The sequence below is a fragment of the Pseudomonas sp. FG6 genome (genome assembly GCF_057809015.1).
On record NZ_JBMDJD010000041.1, the window covers coordinates 1 to 17898 of the forward strand.

Here is a 17898-nt window from a genome sequence, read left to right on the forward strand (position 1 = left end):
GAACGAGGCGCCTGCATCGCGGGCAAGCCTTGCTCCCACAAAAACCTTCCATGCCACAGGACTCTGCATTTCAGAAGGTTGTTTTCCGAGAGACCATGTCGGGTGGTCTCTCGGTTTTTTGTTTCAGGCAAAGACGAAATATTTGCGCACGGTCTCGACCACTTCCCAAGTGCCCTTCATGCCTGGTTCGATCACAAAGATGTCACCGGCCTTCAGGTGAATCGGCGCCATGCCTTCCGGGGTGATGATGCAGTAGCCTTCCTGGAAGTGGCAGTATTCCCACTTCACGTATTCCACATACCACTTGCCCGGCGTGCAGATCCAGGTGCCCATGATCTTGTTGCCGTCTTCGCTGGTGTAGGCGTTGAGGTTGACGGTGTGCGGGTCGCCTTCGAGTTTTTCCCATTTGCAGGCGTCGAGCACGGGCAGCGGATGGGTGTCGCGCAGGACGGTAATTGGTGCAGTCATGTGAGCTCCGAAAGGGGGCAAGAGAGAACTGGCACCCTAGCGCGCAGCCGGAGCGGGTAGATGTCTGGGGTCGACACCGGGTTATCCAGAAGCGCTGCCGCTTCCCAGATGCTCGGCCAGGGTCCTGGCGTAGGCCGGCAGATTGTCGAAGTCCCGGGCACAGAGCCGCAATGCCCGTTGCGCCCAGGCTTCTTGCAGTTCAATGCGCTGGTACGAGGATGTGATCGGGCGTCGATCGATGGCGGCCTTCGGCACGATGGCGATGCCCGCACCCTGGGCGACCATGCGAATCACCCCGTCGAAACCCTCGGCGCGAATGCGCAGGTGCATGCGCAACCCGATGTGTAGGGCCTGCTCCTCCAAGTAGATCGCCAGGGCACTGGCGGCGTTCAGACCGACATAGTCGTGGTTGAGGGTGTCGCTGAAAGTCACCGTCCGACCGTCAGCCAAAGGATGTCCGGACGGTAGGATCAACATCAACGGATCGTCGCAAAAGGGCCGGGTCTGCAAGCCTTCGGTGTCGACGGCGTCGGAAACGATACCCAGGTCTGCCGCGCCCTGGCGCAGCGCATGGGTGATCCGGGAGCTGGGCAATTCCTGCAGGTCGATGTCGAGGTTGGGGTGAGCCTTGAGGAAGTCGGCCAGCCGCTCGGGCAGGTATTCGGTCAGGGCGCTGGTGTTGCACAGCAGTCGCACCCGACCTTTGACGCCCCGGACGTATTCGGCCAGATCCTGTTGCAGGCGTTCGGCCTGCTGCAACAGAACCCGGGCATGTTGCGCCAGGGCGTTGCCGGCTGGCGTGGGGGTTACGCCCCGTCGACCGCGTTCGAGCAATGCCGTGCCCAGGGACGCCTCCATGGCGCGAACCCGCGCGCTGCCCGCGGCCAGGGACAAGTGGCTGCGCGCTGCGCCGGCGGTGATGTTGCCGGTGTCGAGGATGTTCAGGTACAGGCGCAGGTCGGTGAGGTCGAAGTGCATGGGGTGATCCTGTGCCAGGTTGTGTGGTGGCTGATGCATTGCTATCGCGAGCAGGCTCGCTCCCACATTGGATCGGTTTCTTCAGAAGAAATGCATTCCCCCTGTGGAAGCGAGCCTGCTCGCGATGGCGTCGGCAGCCTCAATAAACTCTCCAGCCTCTTGAGGAGAGAGAGGTAGCCTCAGTATATGGCAGATTTTCAAGCCAACACCTGGGGCGCACCATGGCCCCATGAACATACTCATCGCTTTCTATCAAAACCTGGGCTTGGCCCTTTCTCTACTGGTCATCGGCACCTTCCTGCTGGCCGGCACCCTCAAGGGCGTGATCGGCCTCGGCCTGCCGACGATCTCCATGGGCTTGCTCGGGCTGGCTATGGCGCCAACGCAGGCTGCGGCGCTGCTCATCCTTCCGGCGACCCTGACCAATGTCTGGCAGCTGGCCTTCGGCGGTCATCTGCGAGCGTTGATCCGACGCCTGTGGCCACTGCTGCTGGCGATTGTCATCGGTACCGGCTTCGGCACGCTGTGGATCGGCATGGCGGGCGGGGCGTGGGTGGTGCGGGCCTTGGGCGGGGCGCTATTGCTGTATGCGCTGAGTGGCTTGTTGCTGCCGACGCTGCGGGTCGGTCCCCAGGCCGAACGCTGGCTCGCGCCACTCTGTGGGTTGCTCACCGGCCTCATCACTTCGGCCACCGGGGTGTTCGTCATTCCGGCGGTGCCCTATCTGCAAGCGCTGGGTTTGGGCAGGGATGAGCTGGTGCAGGCCCTCGGCCTGTCGTTCACCGTCTCCACGCTGGCCCTGGCCGCCGGTCTGTTGTGGCGCGGCGCCCTGGGGGGCGGTGAGTTGAGCGCTTCGTTGCTGGCGCTGGCACCCGCCCTGCTGGGGATGTGGCTGGGGCAATGGCTGCGCCAGCGGATCAGCGCCGCAGGGTTCAAGCGGGTGTTTTTCATCGGCCTCGGCGCGCTCGGAGGCCATTTGCTGGTCAGCGGCTAGCCGAGGACGGGCTGAGCATGTCGATGCGGCGGATCTCGAAGTCACGCTCCAGGTAATCCATGCGCTGCGCCATGAATTGCTGCATGTGCGGCAGGTTCGAGTGCACTTCCAGGTGCGCCTGAGAGGCCCAGATCTCGTAGAAGATAAACAGCGTCGGGTCCTGCTGGTCGCGCAACATGTGGTATTCGACACAGCCGGGCTCGGCACGGCTTGGCTCGACGTAGGCGCGAAACAGCGCTTCGAAGGCGTCGGCTTTTTCCGGACGGGTCTTGGCGTGGAGGATGAAACCGTGCTGTTCGCTCATCGGGTGCTTCATTGCTAAGGGTTCCTTGATAAAAGACAGCCTGAATTCTATTGCAATAATCAGTTGTCGATTCGTGCGTGTAGGTCAAATCAGTTTTGCCGTTAGGAGGCTTATTCCGCCTGCCGCTCATCGCTAATCTGCCGCCATCGTTTTTCAACCTTTCCAATCGACGTCCCTTAGGTGGCTCGCGTCATGGAATCCGATGAGGCACTCATGAAAAAAGTCCTGTTGCTCAATGGCGGTAAACAATTCGCCCACTCCGACGGTCGCTACAACACCACCCTCCACGACACGGCGCTCAGTGTGCTGGACCGCGGTGGTTTCGACGTAAAGACCACCTTCATCGACGGCGGCTACGACATCAAGGAAGAAGTCGCCAAGTTCCTCTGGGCCGACGTGATCATTTACCAGATGCCCGGCTGGTGGATGGGCGCGCCGTGGACCGTGAAGAAATACATCGACGAAGTCTTCACCGAAGGCCACGGCAGCCTCTATGCCAGCGACGGTCGCACCCGCTCCGATGCTTCGCAGAAATACGGCAGCGGTGGCCTGATCCAGGGCAAGCAGTACATGTTGTCCCTGACCTGGAACGCCCCGCAGCAAGCCTTCGACGACCCGACCGACTTCTTCGAGGCCAAGGGCGTGGACGCGGTGTACTTCCCGTTCCACAAGGCCAACCAGTTCCTCGGCATGACCAGCCTGCCGACGTTCCTGTGCGTGGATGTGATGAAGCGCCCGAACATCGAAGGCGATGTGGCGCGGTATGAGCAGCATTTGATCGAGGTGTTCGGTCTTTCGCGGTAATCCGGCTACTATCGGGGCTTACCTGAACGCACGCATGCACAAGGCGAGATTGCTTTCTGTGAGCTAGGGAGCTTTCTGTGGCGAGGGAGCTCGCTCCCGCTGGAGTGCGAAGCGCTCCCAAGATGTTTGGGCAGCCCAGCGGGAGCAAGCTCCCTCGCCACAAAAGCCCCTCTGGCCCCGTCATATGTGCATGTCACGAGAGGATGTCTGTGAAAGCCAGATCCGACGAATTGCAGATTTTCGTCTGCGTGATCGAGTGCGGATCGATCTCCGCCGCCGCCGAGCAGGTTGGGCAGACGCCGTCGGCGGTCAGTCGCACGTTGTCGCGCCTGGAGGCCAAGCTCGATACCACGCTGATCAACCGCACCACGCGGCGCATGGGCCTGACCGAGGAGGGCAAGTATTTCTTCGAACAGGCCAAGGGCATCCTCGACCAGATGGAGGCGTTGGAAGAGCGCCTGTCATCCCGCCAGAAGAACCCGGCCGGACGGCTGCGGATCAACGCCGCCGCGCCGTTCATCCTGCATGCCATCGTCCCTTACATCGAAGAGTTTCGCGGGCTCTACCCGGACATCCAGTTGGAGCTCAACAGCAACGACCTGATCATCGACTTGCTGGAGCAAAGCACCGACGTCGCCATTCGCATCGGCACCCTCACCGACTCGACACTGCACGCCCGCTCGCTGGGCTGTAGCCCGCTGCACATCCTGGCCAGCCCGGCCTATCTGGAGCGGCACGGCACACCCGCGAGCGTCGCCGAACTGGCGGACCATACGCTGCTGGGGTTTGCCCAGAACGACGGGCTCAACCAGTGGCCGCTGCGTCATGTGCACGGTGATCGCTGGCCGATCCAACCGGCCATCAGCGCCTCCAGCGGCGAAACCGTGCGCCACCTGGCGTTGCAAGGGCAGGGCATTGCCTGCCTGTCGGATTTCATGAGCCGCGAAGACATCCGCGCGGGTCGGCTGAAGGTGCTGCTGGCCGACGCCAACAGCGGGTATCGCCAGCCGATCAACGCGGTGTACTACCGAAACTCGCAACTGGCCTTGCGGATCCAGTGCTTCCTGGACTTCATCCAGGACAAGCTCGCCGGCTACGCCTCGCGGAAAACCTACGACTGACCTGCTTCCGTTGGCGCTCGCTCCCACAGTTTAAAGGGCTGCTCCATCAGTCGTGTTGCACACCCGCGCGCTTGAGCATTTGCTTGCAGCGCTCGCTCAGGTGGAACACCCGCAGGTGCTTGCCGGCCTTGCTGTAGCGTTCACGCAGGGTCATCAGGGCGGCGATGGCCGAGTAGTCGACGAAGTTCAGGTGGCGGCAGTCGAGGGTGATGTGGGACGGGTCGTTGGCCGGGTCGAACTGGTGCAGGAATCGCATCGTCGAGGCGAAGAACAGCGTGCCGTGCAGGCGGTAGAGCTTGCTGCCGTCGGCTTCCAGGTGCGTGTCGGCGTATAGCTCCCGGGCCTGTTGCCAGGCGAAGTTGAGCGCCGCGATGATAATCCCGCACAACACCGCGACGGCCAGGTCGGTGAACACGGTGATGAGGGTCACGGCGATGATCACCAGCACATCGTTGAGCGGCACTTTGTTGATCACCCGCAGCGAGGCCCAGGCAAATGTCTGCTGGGCCACCACGAACATCACACCCACCAGCGCGGCCAGCGGGATGCGTTCGATCAGGGGTGAGAGAAACAACACGAACAGCAACACCATCACCCCAGCCACCACGCCAGAGAGGCGGCCACGTCCACCGGAACTGAGGTTGATCACGGTCTGGCCGATCATGGCGCAACCGCCCATGCCGCCGAACAGCCCCGAGGCGATGTTGGCCGCGCCCAAGGCCACGCATTCACGGTTGGTGAAACCGCGGCTGGCGGTGATTTCATCGGTCAGGTTCAGGGTCAGCAGGGTTTCGAGCAAGCCGACCATCGCCATCACCACCGCATAGGGCAGCACCACTTCCAGGGTGGCCAGGTTCCAGGGGATGTCGGGCCAGGCGAAGGTCGGCAAGCCGCCGGCGATGTGCGCCATGTCGCCGAGCGTGCGGGTGGGCAGGTCGAGCATATAGACCGCCAGGCCGACGCCGAGGATCGCCACCAGGGCCGGCGGCACGCTACGGGTCAGGCGCGGCAGCAGGTAAACCACGGCCATGGTCAGCGCCACGAGGCCGGCCATCAGGTACAACGGCTTGCCGCTCAGCCAAGCCTCGCCTTGCTTGAAATGCTCCAGCTGGGCCAGCGCAATGACGATGGCCAGGCCATTGACGAAACCGAGCATCACCGGGTGCGGCACCATGCGCACCAGCTTGCCCAGGCGCAGCAACCCGAACACCAGCATGATCAACCCGCTCAGCAGCACGGTGGCGAGCAGGTATTGCACGCCGTGTTGCACCACCAACGCGATGATCACCACCGCCATCGACCCCGCGGCCCCCGAGATCATGCCCGGACGCCCGCCGAACAGGGCGGTCAGTGTGCAGAGGATGAAGGCTCCGTACAGGCCCATCAGCGGGTTGAGATGGGCCACGAGGGCGAAGGCGATGCATTCGGGGAGCAAGGCGAAAGAAGTGGTGAGGCCGGCGAGGGCGTCGGCGCGAAGACGTGCTGGTTTCATGGTCTACCTGAAAGGGCGCCGATGAAAACCGGCTGCCGGGGGATGCGAAAAACAGCGGCGATGGTACGGAATTGAACGCTGCACAGCCAGTGATCGACGTTGCGGGAACACGTTCCAGAAAAAGGAACTGCGCCGTGGGTTCGGCTCGTAGCGCAACCGCGGCATTAAAGAACCCGCCGCCAAAGCCGAAGCAATGGGTTCAGCCCGTCTAAATTGGGTCTTTTCAGTCCGGGAGCAACCCATGAGCTTCGGTAAAACCACCCCGATCCTGCGGATCTGCGATGAAGCCAAGGCGTTGGCGTTTTATGTCGACTTCCTCGGCTTTACCGTCGACTGGCAGCATCGCTTCGGTGAGCATTTTCCGGTGTACCTGCAAGTCTCGCGGGGCGACTGTGTGTTGCATCTTTCCGAGCACTCGGGCGATTGCGTGGCGGGCTCGGCACTGCGGATCGAAACCCAGGGGCTGGAAGCCTTCCAGGCGCAGTTGCTCGCCCACCCATACCCCTGCGGTCGTCTGCACATCCAGGCCATGCCCTGGGGCAGCCAGGACATGACAGTGGTCGACCCGTTCGACAATCGCCTGGTGTTCACCACCCCCTTGCGTGGGTGAGCCGGCTCATCTTCGCCCGCGACTACTGCCCGGGCGAGGCTGCGACGGTTCGTTCAAGCGCTGGACGAGTGCGCGGTAGCCCGGGTAGTCGACCGCTGTGCGTCCGGTGGGCACCGCGATGGCGGCCGGAAGAATGCCGCTGCAGTTGATGCAGGCGGGGAACGCTTCAGGGGCCTCCACCCGGGCAATCCTGTCGGTGAGTATCGTGGTTTCTGCAAGAAGCCGTTCCGCCCGGTCCGGATAGAGCGCCACGACCGAGTTCGCCAGGCGGACTTCGGCGTGGGTCCCGGGGCCGCCGGCCAGTATCGGCATGACCCCGCCCATGTTCTCGATGTGTGTTTCGATCCAGTCCCGGGTCGGCTGTTGCAGTTCATGGACTTGATCGCTTGTCCTGTTCAATGTCGGCGCATCCTTCAACAGGTCTTCGTCGAGGGCCACGTTATGGAACAGGTCGTTCTTGGCGGTGGCATAACGGCCGGACAGATCGCCCAGGTAGTCGGCGGTGTTGCCGATCAGGTAGGTGCCGAAGTTCAAGTAGTATTCGCGGGGCGTGCTCGTCCGGGCGCTGCCGTCATGGCTCCTGTCGACCCCCTTGTAGCCACGCATGCTGCCTTGCGGTTTGGGAAGGTTGAAGAAGTCGCTCAATCCAACACCCTCAGGCTTGATGTAGCCATAAGCGTGGGCCAGGAATTCGCCGCCCAGCAGCGGTTCATTGAAAAACTGATCGGTGGTTTTATCGAAATCATCCGGCATCAGGCGATAGCTGTAGTCCCCTTTGGCCGAGTCCATGATCTCCTGTGAGCGGGCCCGTCCCCAGGCCTCGAACTCCTTGAAGTCTTCGTCCCTCATCAGGCCCGTCGGGTCGATAAATCTCACCGGGTTGTTGCCCACCATGCAATACAGGTTCAACCCGTCGACCGCCCCTGCAGGGTCTGGACTGATCCAGCGTTGCAGCCACGGCGCGTAATAGCGCTGGCCGTAGTAGTACAGCCCGCTGGCGTCGCGCTCCTTGCCCGAATAGCGAAGGGTCCGGTAGTCGGCCTCCACGGCCGAACGGCAGGCTGCCCAGGCGGTGCCACCGTAGGGCAGATAGCTTTCCTGACTGATCAACCAACCTTCGGCGTCGAGTTCCAGCGAGCTGGAGCCCAGATGGTCGTCGAGGCTGTAGCGCAAGGGATTGGCCGCGATACCGGCCGGTCGTCCTTCAGTCCAGTGCAGGTAGCGCACGCTGCAACGGCCGGCCCGCAGGGTGATGACTTCCAGGCGTTCGTTTTGCCGGGTGCGGATTTCGAGGCCCGGCAGGTAGCGGGCCTCGCGAGTACGGGGCATTTCGCCGGTGTAGGTGGTCTGTACCTTGCGTAGTCGTTGGCCGTGGCTGTCATAGCCATAGCGCTCGATGTCATGACGGCCGTCGTCACGGCGGACCAGGGTCACGCGGGTGAGTTGATTGCGGCAGTTCCATTCCAGTGCCTGGCCTGGCGACAGCATCTGCTGGTTGCCGTTTGCATCGAAACCGGCGGCCACGTCGGGCAGCGACTGACCCTTGTTCCAGGACAGCAGGCGGTTGCTGGTGGCGGCAACGTCCAGTGTCCGGGTGTAGTTGTTGCGGTCGCGGACGTGGCGCAATCCAGTCAGGTTGCCACCGGCGTCGTATGTGTAGTGCTCGGTAAACTTGAACAATTGCCGGGCGTCGAACGGGGTCCTGCTGAAGGCGGGAAGATCGGGGTGGCTGGTCAGCCCCGCCGCTTCACGCCCCGTCGCGCGGATCAATTGGTAGAGGCTGTCGTAGGTGAAGGTGCTGGTGGCGTCTACCCGTTGGTTACTGCCGAATTGCACCGGTTGGGCGCGGTCTTCGATCTGCGTCACGTTACCCACGGCGTCATAGGTGTAGCGCAGATCCTGCACGGTGCTGGCAGACACCTTCGTGCTGAGGGCGCTCAGTCGACCGCTCGCCGGATCGAACACGGCGCGAGTGACCGCGCCATTGCCGCCCACCTGGGATTCGACCTGGCCCGAGGCGTTATAGCGCAGGTCCTTCACCAGGGTGTTCTCGGTCGCCGCGCCGTTGAGTTTCAAGTGCGCGGACTTGAGCTGTCCGGTGACATCGAACGCGTAGCGCTGTTGGTGGCCGGCGGCGTCGACCTGCACGATTGGCTCGGCGAGTGCGTCGTAGTGCCAGCGCGTTGTGTAGCCGAGACCCGGTTCCAGCAAGGCCTCGCGCTCCTTCTCGGCGGCGGGCCAGTCCGGTTGGGCAATGTCGACGAGCAGGTGCCGGGTCTGGCCAAGGGGTTTGCCGCACAGCGCGTATTCATCGATGAGCAGGGTCCCGGCGCCGTCATCGTGGCGGACCAGCGCGCCGCAGAGGTTGCGTGCCGCCGAGGCGGGCGAACTGTCGCCATAACGCAGGCATTCGACGCGGCGCAGCGGCTGGTCGAGGGCTTGCTCGTAGAGGGCGGTGGGCCGCAGTCGATCGTCGTAGGTGGTTCGCCAGTGGCTTCCACGCTGATCCCAGCTGCACACGACTTGCCCGGCAGCGCCCGGCAGGCTCAGGCGCCAGCCGGCGTCGACACTGTCCACCCGCAACGGGTGGCCGCCAAGGCTGTAGACGCTCGTCAGGTTGGCGTCGGGAGCTTCGCCGAACAGGCGCGGGTCCCACTGGGCAACCCGCCGCCCTGCCGTGTCGTGGTGCTGGCGGGTGATGCGTGTTTGCGCGGGTTCGTCGGCGTGGTGTCGGCAGTAAGCGACTTGCCGCACGGGCAGGCCTCGGCTATCGACGGCGTGGATCGTCGGTGTCTTGCGGTGAAGACGCGGGTTCATGCTTCACCTCCGCTGCGCGGGGATTGTTCAGCGAGGATGTCTTCCAGCGTGTCGTTCTCGTCTTCCTCCAGGGTGTACCAGGGATGGCGCGTCTGGCGCCGCAGATAGGCATGCCCGCCCTGTCTGGCAAGGCGCGTGTGAGTGGGGCGGCCCAACGCGTCGTAGAACTGTTGGTCGCAATGACCGAATGCCCGCAGGGATTGATCGTTGATGTAGAACGGCTGATCGGCGAAGTACGGACGGTAGAGGCGGATCGGCAATCCCTTGTGGTTGTATTCCACCCGTTCGCTGACGCGCCAGCGCCTTGCGGCGGTCTGCTCCAGCGGTTGTCCATCCTTGAGCGTCAGCGTTCCCCGGGCGTCGACGACATAGGCCATGCCCGGTTCGACCTGTTGCTTGCGTTGCAGCGTGCGCCCGAAGCCGTCGAAGCAGGTGATCGCGATGCGGATCTGCCGCTGTGGGTCGCCGGGGCAGCGGTCGGCGACCAGCACGGCGACGTGCACCGGCTCGCGGGTCGACGCCTCGATGTGACGCTTGAGTTTCGCCTCGTCGGCCGAGAACACCTGCAAGGCGGCCAGCCGCGTTCGAGCCGATGCGCGAATATGCCCGCAGGGCAACAGGTCACGGTTGGACACGCACCGCGCCAGCCACTCGGTGTCCGCCAAGGCTGCATCCGCTATGCGCCCCATCCAGCTGAAGGGGTTGTCATACACGGCGGTGGCAGCCTGCTGCAGGGCGTCCTCGCTCTGTTGGAGGGCGTCTGTCGCGCGCTTGAAGGGCGGCCGCTGGAATTGCGCGAGGGGTTTGAAACCCACCGCTGCATTGTTCTCGTTCCCGTAGAACGTCGTCGCCAAAACCTGGCCGAAGGCATCGAGGAGGCGTTCCTGTACGTTGCCGTTGGGGTCGGTCATGCGCTGTGGCAGCAGGGCGCGGTAATCGTGGCGCGCCCGGGTCACGCAGCCGTCGGGCTGCTTGAACGCGGTGATGAAACAGTGGCAACTGTCGTAGCTGAAAGTGGTGACGCCATGGCTTTCACTCGCCTGCAGGGTCTGGATTTTGTAGAAGCCTTCCAGCCGGGCATAGGTCGCCAGGTGCCTGTTGACCGACCACGGTTTGTGGGCTGACGGGCTCGCCGGCAGGAAGACGTCCATGGGCCGATAGCCCATGCTCTCGAACAGTGGCCCCAGGGGGCGGGAGGCTTCTGGCAGCAGGTCGAAAGCCTTGAGGGCGGTTTCGTCCAGCTCGGCGATTTGCAGATGATCGGCCAGGGCTTCGAAGTGAGCGACGCCATCGGGCAAGGTTTCGGCGCTGGTGGCGTCCTTGTAGCGTTGCACCGACAAGCCCGTCAGAACACTTTGGGTTGCCCAGGCGGTTTCTCGGGTCAACGCGATGAACCGCTCGTGGCTCATGTCCTCAAGAGACAGTCCGTCGGCCTCGGGTGCCTTGGGGCGTTTCTGCGCGTGGGTCCGCTGGCGATACGGCAGGGCGAGTCGCCAGCCTTGGGGCGCTTGCAGATGAATGAACTCGGCGCGGGTTTCGCTCAGGTAGTGAAACTGTTGCGCCGGATCATGGGCGTCGCGCCACCATTGCTGCTGATCGGCGTCACGAAACGGCGGGGTGTCGTGGGCGGTTTTGCGGCGGGCGTAATGGACGTTGACGCTGTGGGTCAGTGAACCCAACAGGTCATGTTGCAGATTGAAGGTGTGTTGACACTGCGGGTCGTCCGCGAGGCCTTCGTACTGACAGCGGATGGACTCCAGCAGCAGTGGCAACATCCGGGCACGACGCTGTTTGCCCTCCGGCGCCTGGAGCAGACGCACGCCATAGCGGTGTTCCTGGACCGAGTACAACGTCCCACCGCGCAGGTGGGCATCGACGGCGAACACCTCGCTTCGCAGCACGCGACCGCTCAAGGCGCGGGACATTTCCTGCACCGTTGCGGCACTGGGTGAAGCCATGGGGACATCGCCGGTTCCCGGTCGGTATTGGCAAGCCAAGGTCTTGCCCAATGCCACGGCCAACGGGTCGGTGCGGCTGTAACCGACACGGGGCAGGTCCAGCGCTTGCCCGGTATGGAACCAGGTCTTGGTCAGGCACGGTGCGCTGAAGTCGGACGAGTCGGGCGTGGTTTCGGTGTCGGTTTGCAGCAGGAGGCCGAAGCCGCGAAATTCCCGCTCGACGCCGTCGTAATAACCCTGGCGATAGGCCAATGTCTGGGACAGTCGATTTCCGGTGATCTCGTCCACCTGATGCTGGCTCGCCACCAGGTGCAGGACCAAGGGCACATGGCAAGCGGGTGGCGTGTCGGTTGCTGCTTTTTCGGCTTTTTCATCCAGCCATTCCTGCGCCGAGCTGCGGTAGCGGATGTTGTGGGTGGCCCCCAGATTATTGTGGGTGCCGGTGAGCAGATACGGTTTGGCGCTGACGAAGTCGTAGCGCCAATGCCGGGGGGGCGTCGTGTGGGGCACGCTCAGGATCAGGCTGGCACAACCGAGCCCTTGCAGGTCGGCGAAGCTCACCTGGCACAGACGGTCGTAGCGCAGACCCGGCGGCCAGGGCAGCGCGACGGGCGGGCTGAAACCGTTGCCGCCGCGGTTCATGAAGATCAGCGCCTGGTCCGCTTGCAGGTAGATCAGGTCGCTGGCGCCGGAGCCGTCCAGGTCCGCCAGACGAATATGCGCGGCGTCGAAACGGTCGTATGCCAGGCCCGGCGAACCCAGCACGATGCCTTTGCCGAAACGCCCGCGCCCCAGGTTGGGCCAGCATTTCACTTCGTCATGACGGATGCGCACCAACTGCGCTTGCCCACAGCCCAGCAGGTCGCTGAAGGCCACCAGTTCGCAGGGCGAAGCACTGAGCGGCGCCAGGGTATCGTCGGCGTCGTGGGCTTGCTCGCAGGCGGAGGCAAAACCTTGCTCGCGCCGGTTGGCGTACAGGCGAACACTGTGTGGGCCGATCACCGCCAGATCGCTGAGACCGGCGCCCATCAGGTCAGCCAGTTGCCCGTGCGGCTGGAAGAACTCCGCCGGGAATGCCTTGAGCGTGGCGAAGTTCGACCAGTCCCGACGAGGGCCGAGGGAGAAAAAACCGCTCAGCCCCGGTTCGGCAATGACCCAATCCAATCGACCATCGCCGGTGAGATCGCTCAGTGACTGGCGCAGGGGCCTGGCAGGGTCGGCCACGGGGATATGGGGCAGGGCGCGCCACTGCTCGTAAGCCACTTCATTGCCTAGGGCCATGGCCCGCATGGGCTCGCGGTAATACCAGGCGCCCTTCTGTTGGTAGAGCAGGCCCGGCAGGCCTTCGCCGTACAGATCCACCAGTTGATAACCCGCTTCGTCGAGCGTCGGCATGCTGTGCCAGGGCTGCCAGGCGTGGGCGTGTGGCGGGCACTTGAAGTCGCTGTAGCTGAACTCGACGGGAGGGCGACTGAGCGTGTTTGTCGCGTCGTCGAACGCCTGGTCATGGGCCGCCATCAGGTGTTGATAACCCAGGGTTGTCTGCTGGTAGTCGAGCAGCAGGCGGCGCACCAGGACCGGGGCTGCGCCCCATTCGTCAGGAAAACGATGAAACATCAGCACCTGGCGGCAAAGGCGTTGCGTGCGTAATTCAAAGCCATAGGCAAAGTCGGAAAATGCATCGCTGCGGCCTGGGCTCTGTTGGCCGGTATAGGACGGTGGCTGGTCGTACGCTGTGCTCCGTTCGCCGTAGTCGAAGATCAGTTCGAAATGCCATTGCACAGGCGCCAGCCGCTCGGCGCTCCACAGGTAAAGGTCTGCGTCGGCCTTGAAGTTGCCGTAGCTCACTTGGCTCAGGTAGCGCTGGGCGGTGGCGTCTGCCTGGTAGTGGTAGAGGATGTGTTCGCCGTGGGCGTTCAGGCTCTCTTCCAGCAACCATTCGCCCACTCGACGCGGATCCTGGGGATCGGCGCGACGTGATGCCGGGTTCTTGCCGAACACATGCAGGCTGCCATCGGCGCCGTGCACCAGCCAGAAACCGGCCTTGTCAGGGGGCGAGGCCCAGTGTTCGATCCGCTCGAAAGTGCTTTCGATACTCGGGAAGTGGCGCGTCACCGTGTAGGTCTCGCCCAGGTCCAGGGTGTTGTAGCGCTCGACACGGGTCGAACGGATGGCGCCTTGCTGATCTCGCTCGGGCAACCACGCCCCGCCGTTTGGGCCGAGGATCTCGTCATCTTCGGTATAGGCCGGTACGCCGTGGTGGGTGCTGCGCCTCACACTGGGTAAGGTCACCTCCCAGCCGAGGCCGAACACGCCGTTGCCGGCTGAGCTGGCATAGCCCAGCGACAACGACGGTGCGAAGCCGCGGCCCGGCGAGATCGGCAGGGCAATCTCATAGGACGCCGTGCCATGGGCGCCGATGGCGGCCCAGCCTTTGCCAATGCTCTGGATGGCGCCGCCGCCCTTGGGCAGTGTCGGCGGAGTCACCGCCAGTGTGCTGTGTTCGCTCATTGCGAACCTCCGCCGACCCGGGCCGTGTAGCTCACGTGCACGATGATGTCGGTCAGTGACGCCAGCATGTCCTTTTGTGCTTCGGGGTTGGGGAAGTTCAGGCACCAGGTGGAAATGGCCCCGGTGTATTCGAAGGGCAGGTAGCGTTCGTCGTTGAAACCCAGGGTGAACAGGCCGCTGTCGTCGACTCCCGTGGAGAGTGCGATTTGCGGGTTGGCGCGGCGGCTTTCCAGGGGCGGGCCGTCGTTGGACAGGAACACTTTGCTGGCGGTCTGGGTCAGCGTGGCGCGAATGTTTTCATAAGGACCGACGATGGCCGGCAACGAGACGCTGAGGGTCTTGATGCGCCGCAGGTAATGCTGCTGATGCGGGTAGTCGTCTTCGAACAGTTCGTGGGTCAGCTCGAATTCGCATTGGCCGGCCATCAGGTCGGCGTGAAGCGCTGCCCAGTCCTTGTTGATCGTGCTGCTGGCGGTTTTGCTCTTCAACTGACGCAGCGACACCGTCTTGCGGATCTCCAGCTCGCGGGCATTGGCCCGCAAGTAGTGGGCCTGCATGCCGAGCAGGCTCAGTTTCAATTGCTCGCCCGCGCCGAGTCCTCGATAGGTGGCATTCCAGGCGCCGGGTTGAATGAAGCGCCGGTTGAAATCCGCCCGTTCAAATTGCCAACAGGCTTCGGCCGCCAGGCACAGCGCCAACGTGGCGTCGTAGGCTTGGCGGTAGAGCGCGGCAAACTGGCTGTTCAGCCACTGGTACAGCTGGGTCTTGGTGAAGCGCTTGCTGAGAAAATCGTGGTGGGCCTTGGCTTGGCCCAGGCTTGATTCGGCCAGGCGCAGTTGCAGGCGGGTGGCGGTTTGCTGCGCGGTGAGGTGTGTCAGTTGCGCGTCGATCTGGGTCAGTTCGAGCAGGGCTTGTTGGCGCGCCAGGGTCCATTCTTCCCGGCGACGATGGAACTGTGCCGTGCGGTCGAGATGGGCCGCCGCCGTGCGATGGCTGATGGCGATGCCTTGGGCGAGGGCGGCAGTGGCGTACAACGCACCTTCCCAGCGGCAGCCGCCATTGCTGAAGCCGAAGATGTTCGGCGTGACCATGACGCCGCCGGCCACGACCTGAGCGTCGGTGGCACTGAGCTCGGACGAGCCGCTGCGCAAGTACAGGTGGCTGGCCTGTTGCTCGGCTTCACTGATGCCTTGGTCCAGCAAATGGCGAAAGTGGTTGGCCCGGTGTTGGACGATTGCCTTGCTGGCCTGCAGCGTCTGGCGATTGTGCTGGTCGATGTCCAGGGCCTGGCGTTGCAGGTCGACGGAGATTTTCGCCAGGTCCCAGGCTTGCTGCTGCTGGAGCTCCTGGATTTGCGTCTGTTCCTTGCGTTCAATCAGCGACAGCAGCGTGGCGCCGAACTGGCAGAGGCTTTCAACGGCCCCCAGGGCTTGGCTGTGCATGGCCGTGAAGCGATAGTGCGGCAGGTGTGAGCGTGGCAGTCCGGCGGCGCCACCGTCCGACAGGTTCAGGGTGTTGGCGGCGGGCAAGGCGCGAGGGTCCAGCGGGGCGGCGAATATCGGCAGATGCAGCGGTTTGCCGGCGATATCGAGGTTGTGCCGCAGGTTGTACAAGCGGCTTTCGGTGGTGTCCCAGCGCCTGAGCAATTCGGGATTGAACGGCAGGCGCAAGGGCGCCGTGTCGACGTTCGGCAAGGCGGGGCGAGAACTGTCTTTGCGAACCAGCAAGGCGGGGGGCGAGCTAGCCAGTGAACGTTCAAAGGCGCGCAGGTGGTCGTTGGTGGTTTCGCTCAAGCCTTGCAGGCTAATGCCCGTCCACGGGTCGACCGGTTGCACGACGGGGCGCGGCCCCAGCAAATCCAGCGCCCTGGTGTACCAGAGCTTGGCCTCGCTGAGGCTGTCGGCGGTCAGCTCGCGGTAAGCGGCATCGCCACGGTCGATCAGGATGTCCAGGTAGAGAAAGTACAGCGCCTTGCGAAAGTGCACCGGATGGCTGAGGGCGATCTGGTGCGGGTCGTGAGGCGCCTGGTTGGCATAGGAAGGCGTGCTGCTTGCCACCAACGGGACACTTCTCCAGCACGCCTCGCTCCCCCGGCCCGGATCGAAGACATGGCGCAGCCAATGTTCGGCCTCTTCGTGGCGGTGCTCGGCGTTCAATCGATGGGCGATCAGCCACGGCACGTAGAGGAACAGCTCGGTGAAGTAACGACCGTAAGGTCCGTGGAAATCCATCTGCGTCTCGGACTCGCCTGGCAAGGCCGGTTCCGGCAGGTGCTGGGTCTGCCAGTCGAACAGTTCATCCAGGCTGTTTTCGGTGCGCCGGATCAGCTCGGCGGCGAACACGGTGTTCAACCGGATCGGCTCGCGTGGCGTGTCTTGGGCGTCGTTGTCGTGGATAGCCGATCTGGAAAAATCCAGCAGTTGCGTGGTGCCCAGGCTCGACCTCACATGGGTGATGTCGGGCGTGAGGTCTTTCGAGGACGGGGTGTGGTGGAGGCCGATACCGGTTTGCGTGTCCTGTTCAACATCTGCGGCAGGTGGCGTCGCTTCTGTTTGGAGGACCCTCTTCGCTTGAATGCGATGGGTGCTGCAGTCCAGGAGCGCTTGCTCGGCGCGGGGGAACTGAAGGTACTTTTGGGTACCCGGTGTTTTTGCGGTGTCGGAAGGGACAGGTTCGTGGCTGAGGTTTTTATCGATGCAGGTGCTTTCAATGAAAACGAAGCCATTGTCCGCGCCGGTTTGCGAGCCCCGGACGCACAGCGCGAGAAAGAGTAGAGGGTGCGAGTCTTTGCGGTAATGCGTTGCAACGGTGCCCAGCAACGGCTTGATGGCCTGGATGTCTTGGTCGCGAAGCGTCTTGTCCTGGCAATACCCCTGCAGGCAAACACGCGGGGTGCTCCAGCTGCCATCCTGTTTTTTGTAGCACAAGCTCAAGCGCAACAGCGGATGGCTCGGGGCTGGCTGGGCCGTGCTGGCGTCTGCGTGGCCCTGGCGGGTGGCCGGATCCTGATGGATGCATTCGGCCCAGATGACGAACAAGCGGTTGTTGAACCACACGGGACGTATCGACTGTTCGGCCGCGCTGTCGGGGATGGGCACGTCGGCTTTTGCCCAGTCCGACCAGGCGTTCGGATCCGGCGTGTCGAGTTTCGGCGCGGTAGTGGAAGATGGCGGTGGCGAGTCATCGAGCGGGCGTTGGGCCATGTCCAGCGAACGCCAGAAATAGCTGTTCTCGGACCTTGATTTGGCGATGAAGTAATAGGTGCTGTTGGCGAAGTCCGTGCCGTCGATGTAGCCATTGAGGATGTTCAGGTTGGCGACTTCTTCGAGTCGGCTCAGGTAAGCCATGACCGCCGACTGAACCGCATCGGCTTGGAGCCGGTGCTGGTTGAGGTCGTTTTCCAATTGCCGGAAGTTATCGCTCTTGTCGCTGCGCAGCGTCGGGTCCAGATAGGCGGCGGGAAAGTAGAGCAATGTTTGCTGGGCGGCCCAGGTGGGGTACTGGTGCATCGTGTCGCGCCAGGTGCGCAAGTGTTCGGCCGGGATGTCCGCCGAGTCGTAGCCAGGTTCCATGGTCATCAGGATGCGATGGATGTATTGCTGCAGGCTGGCAATGGCGCATGCCACGGGAGTGGTGGGCACATCGTGGCTGACCAGTACATCGAGAAACCAGTATTCGTAGAGGTCTTGGGCGGTCTTGAGCTTCAGTGCGCGGGTCGTTGCGTCGTGGGGCACGACCCGATCCAGGTAGAACGCCAACAGTGCGTCGCGCAGGCTTTCATCCAGCTGCTTTTTCAGGGCAACGGTCATATTCAATCCTTGAATGTCGAGAAGGTTGCAGG

The 17898-nt window shown here is 63.3% G+C and carries 11 protein-coding genes; 4 read left to right on the forward strand and 7 right to left on the reverse strand.

Going from position 1 to position 17898, the window contains the following annotated elements; genetic code table 11:
- Positions 1–123: 123 nt before the first annotated feature.
- Together ACODSJ_RS21520 and ACODSJ_RS21525 are read right to left on the reverse strand one after the other, a co-directional pair.
- The gene (locus ACODSJ_RS21520; protein WP_260959746.1) at positions 124–468 is read right to left on the reverse strand and encodes a cupin domain-containing protein; all 345 of its coding nucleotides are present in this window, start codon (positions 466–468) and stop codon (positions 124–126) included.
- An 81-nt stretch (positions 469–549) separates the two neighbouring features.
- A complete protein-coding gene (locus tag ACODSJ_RS21525) occupies positions 550–1446 on the reverse strand; it encodes a LysR family transcriptional regulator (protein ID WP_489103658.1) in 897 nt (298 codons plus the stop codon).
- Between the two features lie 229 nt (positions 1447–1675).
- Here ACODSJ_RS21525 and ACODSJ_RS21530 point away from each other — a divergent pair, with 229 nt between their 5' ends.
- The gene (locus ACODSJ_RS21530; protein WP_489103659.1) at positions 1676–2440 is read left to right on the forward strand and encodes a sulfite exporter TauE/SafE family protein; all 765 of its coding nucleotides are present in this window, start codon (positions 1676–1678) and stop codon (positions 2438–2440) included.
- Here the strand turns inward: ACODSJ_RS21530 and ACODSJ_RS21535 are convergent.
- Positions 2430–2744 (reverse strand): putative quinol monooxygenase, encoded by a 315-nt coding sequence (locus ACODSJ_RS21535; RefSeq protein ID WP_489103676.1) that lies wholly within the window; start codon positions 2742–2744, stop codon positions 2430–2432. The genes ACODSJ_RS21530 and ACODSJ_RS21535 overlap by 11 nt on opposite strands.
- 213 nt (positions 2745–2957) lie before the next feature.
- Between ACODSJ_RS21535 and mdaB the strand changes: the two genes are divergently transcribed.
- Together mdaB and ACODSJ_RS21545 are read left to right on the forward strand one after the other, a co-directional pair.
- Positions 2958–3548, forward strand: coding sequence for an NADPH:quinone oxidoreductase MdaB (gene mdaB / locus ACODSJ_RS21540; protein ID WP_489103660.1), 591 nt, complete (start codon positions 2958–2960; stop codon positions 3546–3548).
- Positions 3549–3757: 209 nt separating this feature from the next.
- Positions 3758–4669, forward strand: a complete 912-nt coding sequence (locus tag ACODSJ_RS21545) for a LysR substrate-binding domain-containing protein (protein WP_489103661.1) — start codon at positions 3758–3760, stop codon at positions 4667–4669.
- A 46-nt stretch (positions 4670–4715) separates the two neighbouring features.
- Here the strand turns inward: ACODSJ_RS21545 and ACODSJ_RS21550 are convergent, their stop codons facing one another.
- Entirely contained in the window at positions 4716–6161 is a 1446-nt protein-coding gene (locus tag ACODSJ_RS21550; RefSeq protein ID WP_489103662.1) for a SulP family inorganic anion transporter, read from the reverse strand.
- 241 nt (positions 6162–6402) lie between these two features.
- Here ACODSJ_RS21550 and ACODSJ_RS21555 point away from each other — a divergent pair, with 241 nt between their 5' ends.
- Positions 6403–6771 carry a glyoxalase superfamily protein gene (locus tag ACODSJ_RS21555; protein WP_489103663.1) on the forward strand — a complete coding sequence of 123 codons (369 nt, stop codon included), beginning with the start codon at positions 6403–6405 and terminating at the stop codon, positions 6769–6771.
- Positions 6772–6777: 6 nt separating this feature from the next.
- Here ACODSJ_RS21555 and ACODSJ_RS21560 read toward each other — a convergent pair whose 3' ends face one another.
- Genes ACODSJ_RS21560 through ACODSJ_RS21570 form a run of 3 tightly spaced genes read right to left on the reverse strand, consistent with a single transcriptional unit; the run spans position 6778 to position 17866 of the window.
- Positions 6778–9588 (reverse strand): RHS repeat-associated core domain-containing protein, encoded by a 2811-nt coding sequence (locus ACODSJ_RS21560; protein ID WP_489103664.1) that lies wholly within the window; start codon positions 9586–9588, stop codon positions 6778–6780.
- Positions 9585–14057: a SpvB/TcaC N-terminal domain-containing protein gene (locus ACODSJ_RS21565; RefSeq protein ID WP_489103665.1), complete on the reverse strand. Its 4473-nt coding sequence runs from the start codon at positions 14055–14057 to the stop codon at positions 9585–9587. Before ACODSJ_RS21565 ends, ACODSJ_RS21560 begins: the two co-directional genes overlap by 4 nt.
- Entirely contained in the window at positions 14054–17866 is a 3813-nt protein-coding gene (locus tag ACODSJ_RS21570; protein ID WP_489103666.1) for a Tc toxin subunit A-related protein, read from the reverse strand. The genes ACODSJ_RS21565 and ACODSJ_RS21570 overlap by 4 nt, the downstream gene beginning before the upstream one ends.
- Positions 17867–17898 lie beyond the last annotated feature (32 nt).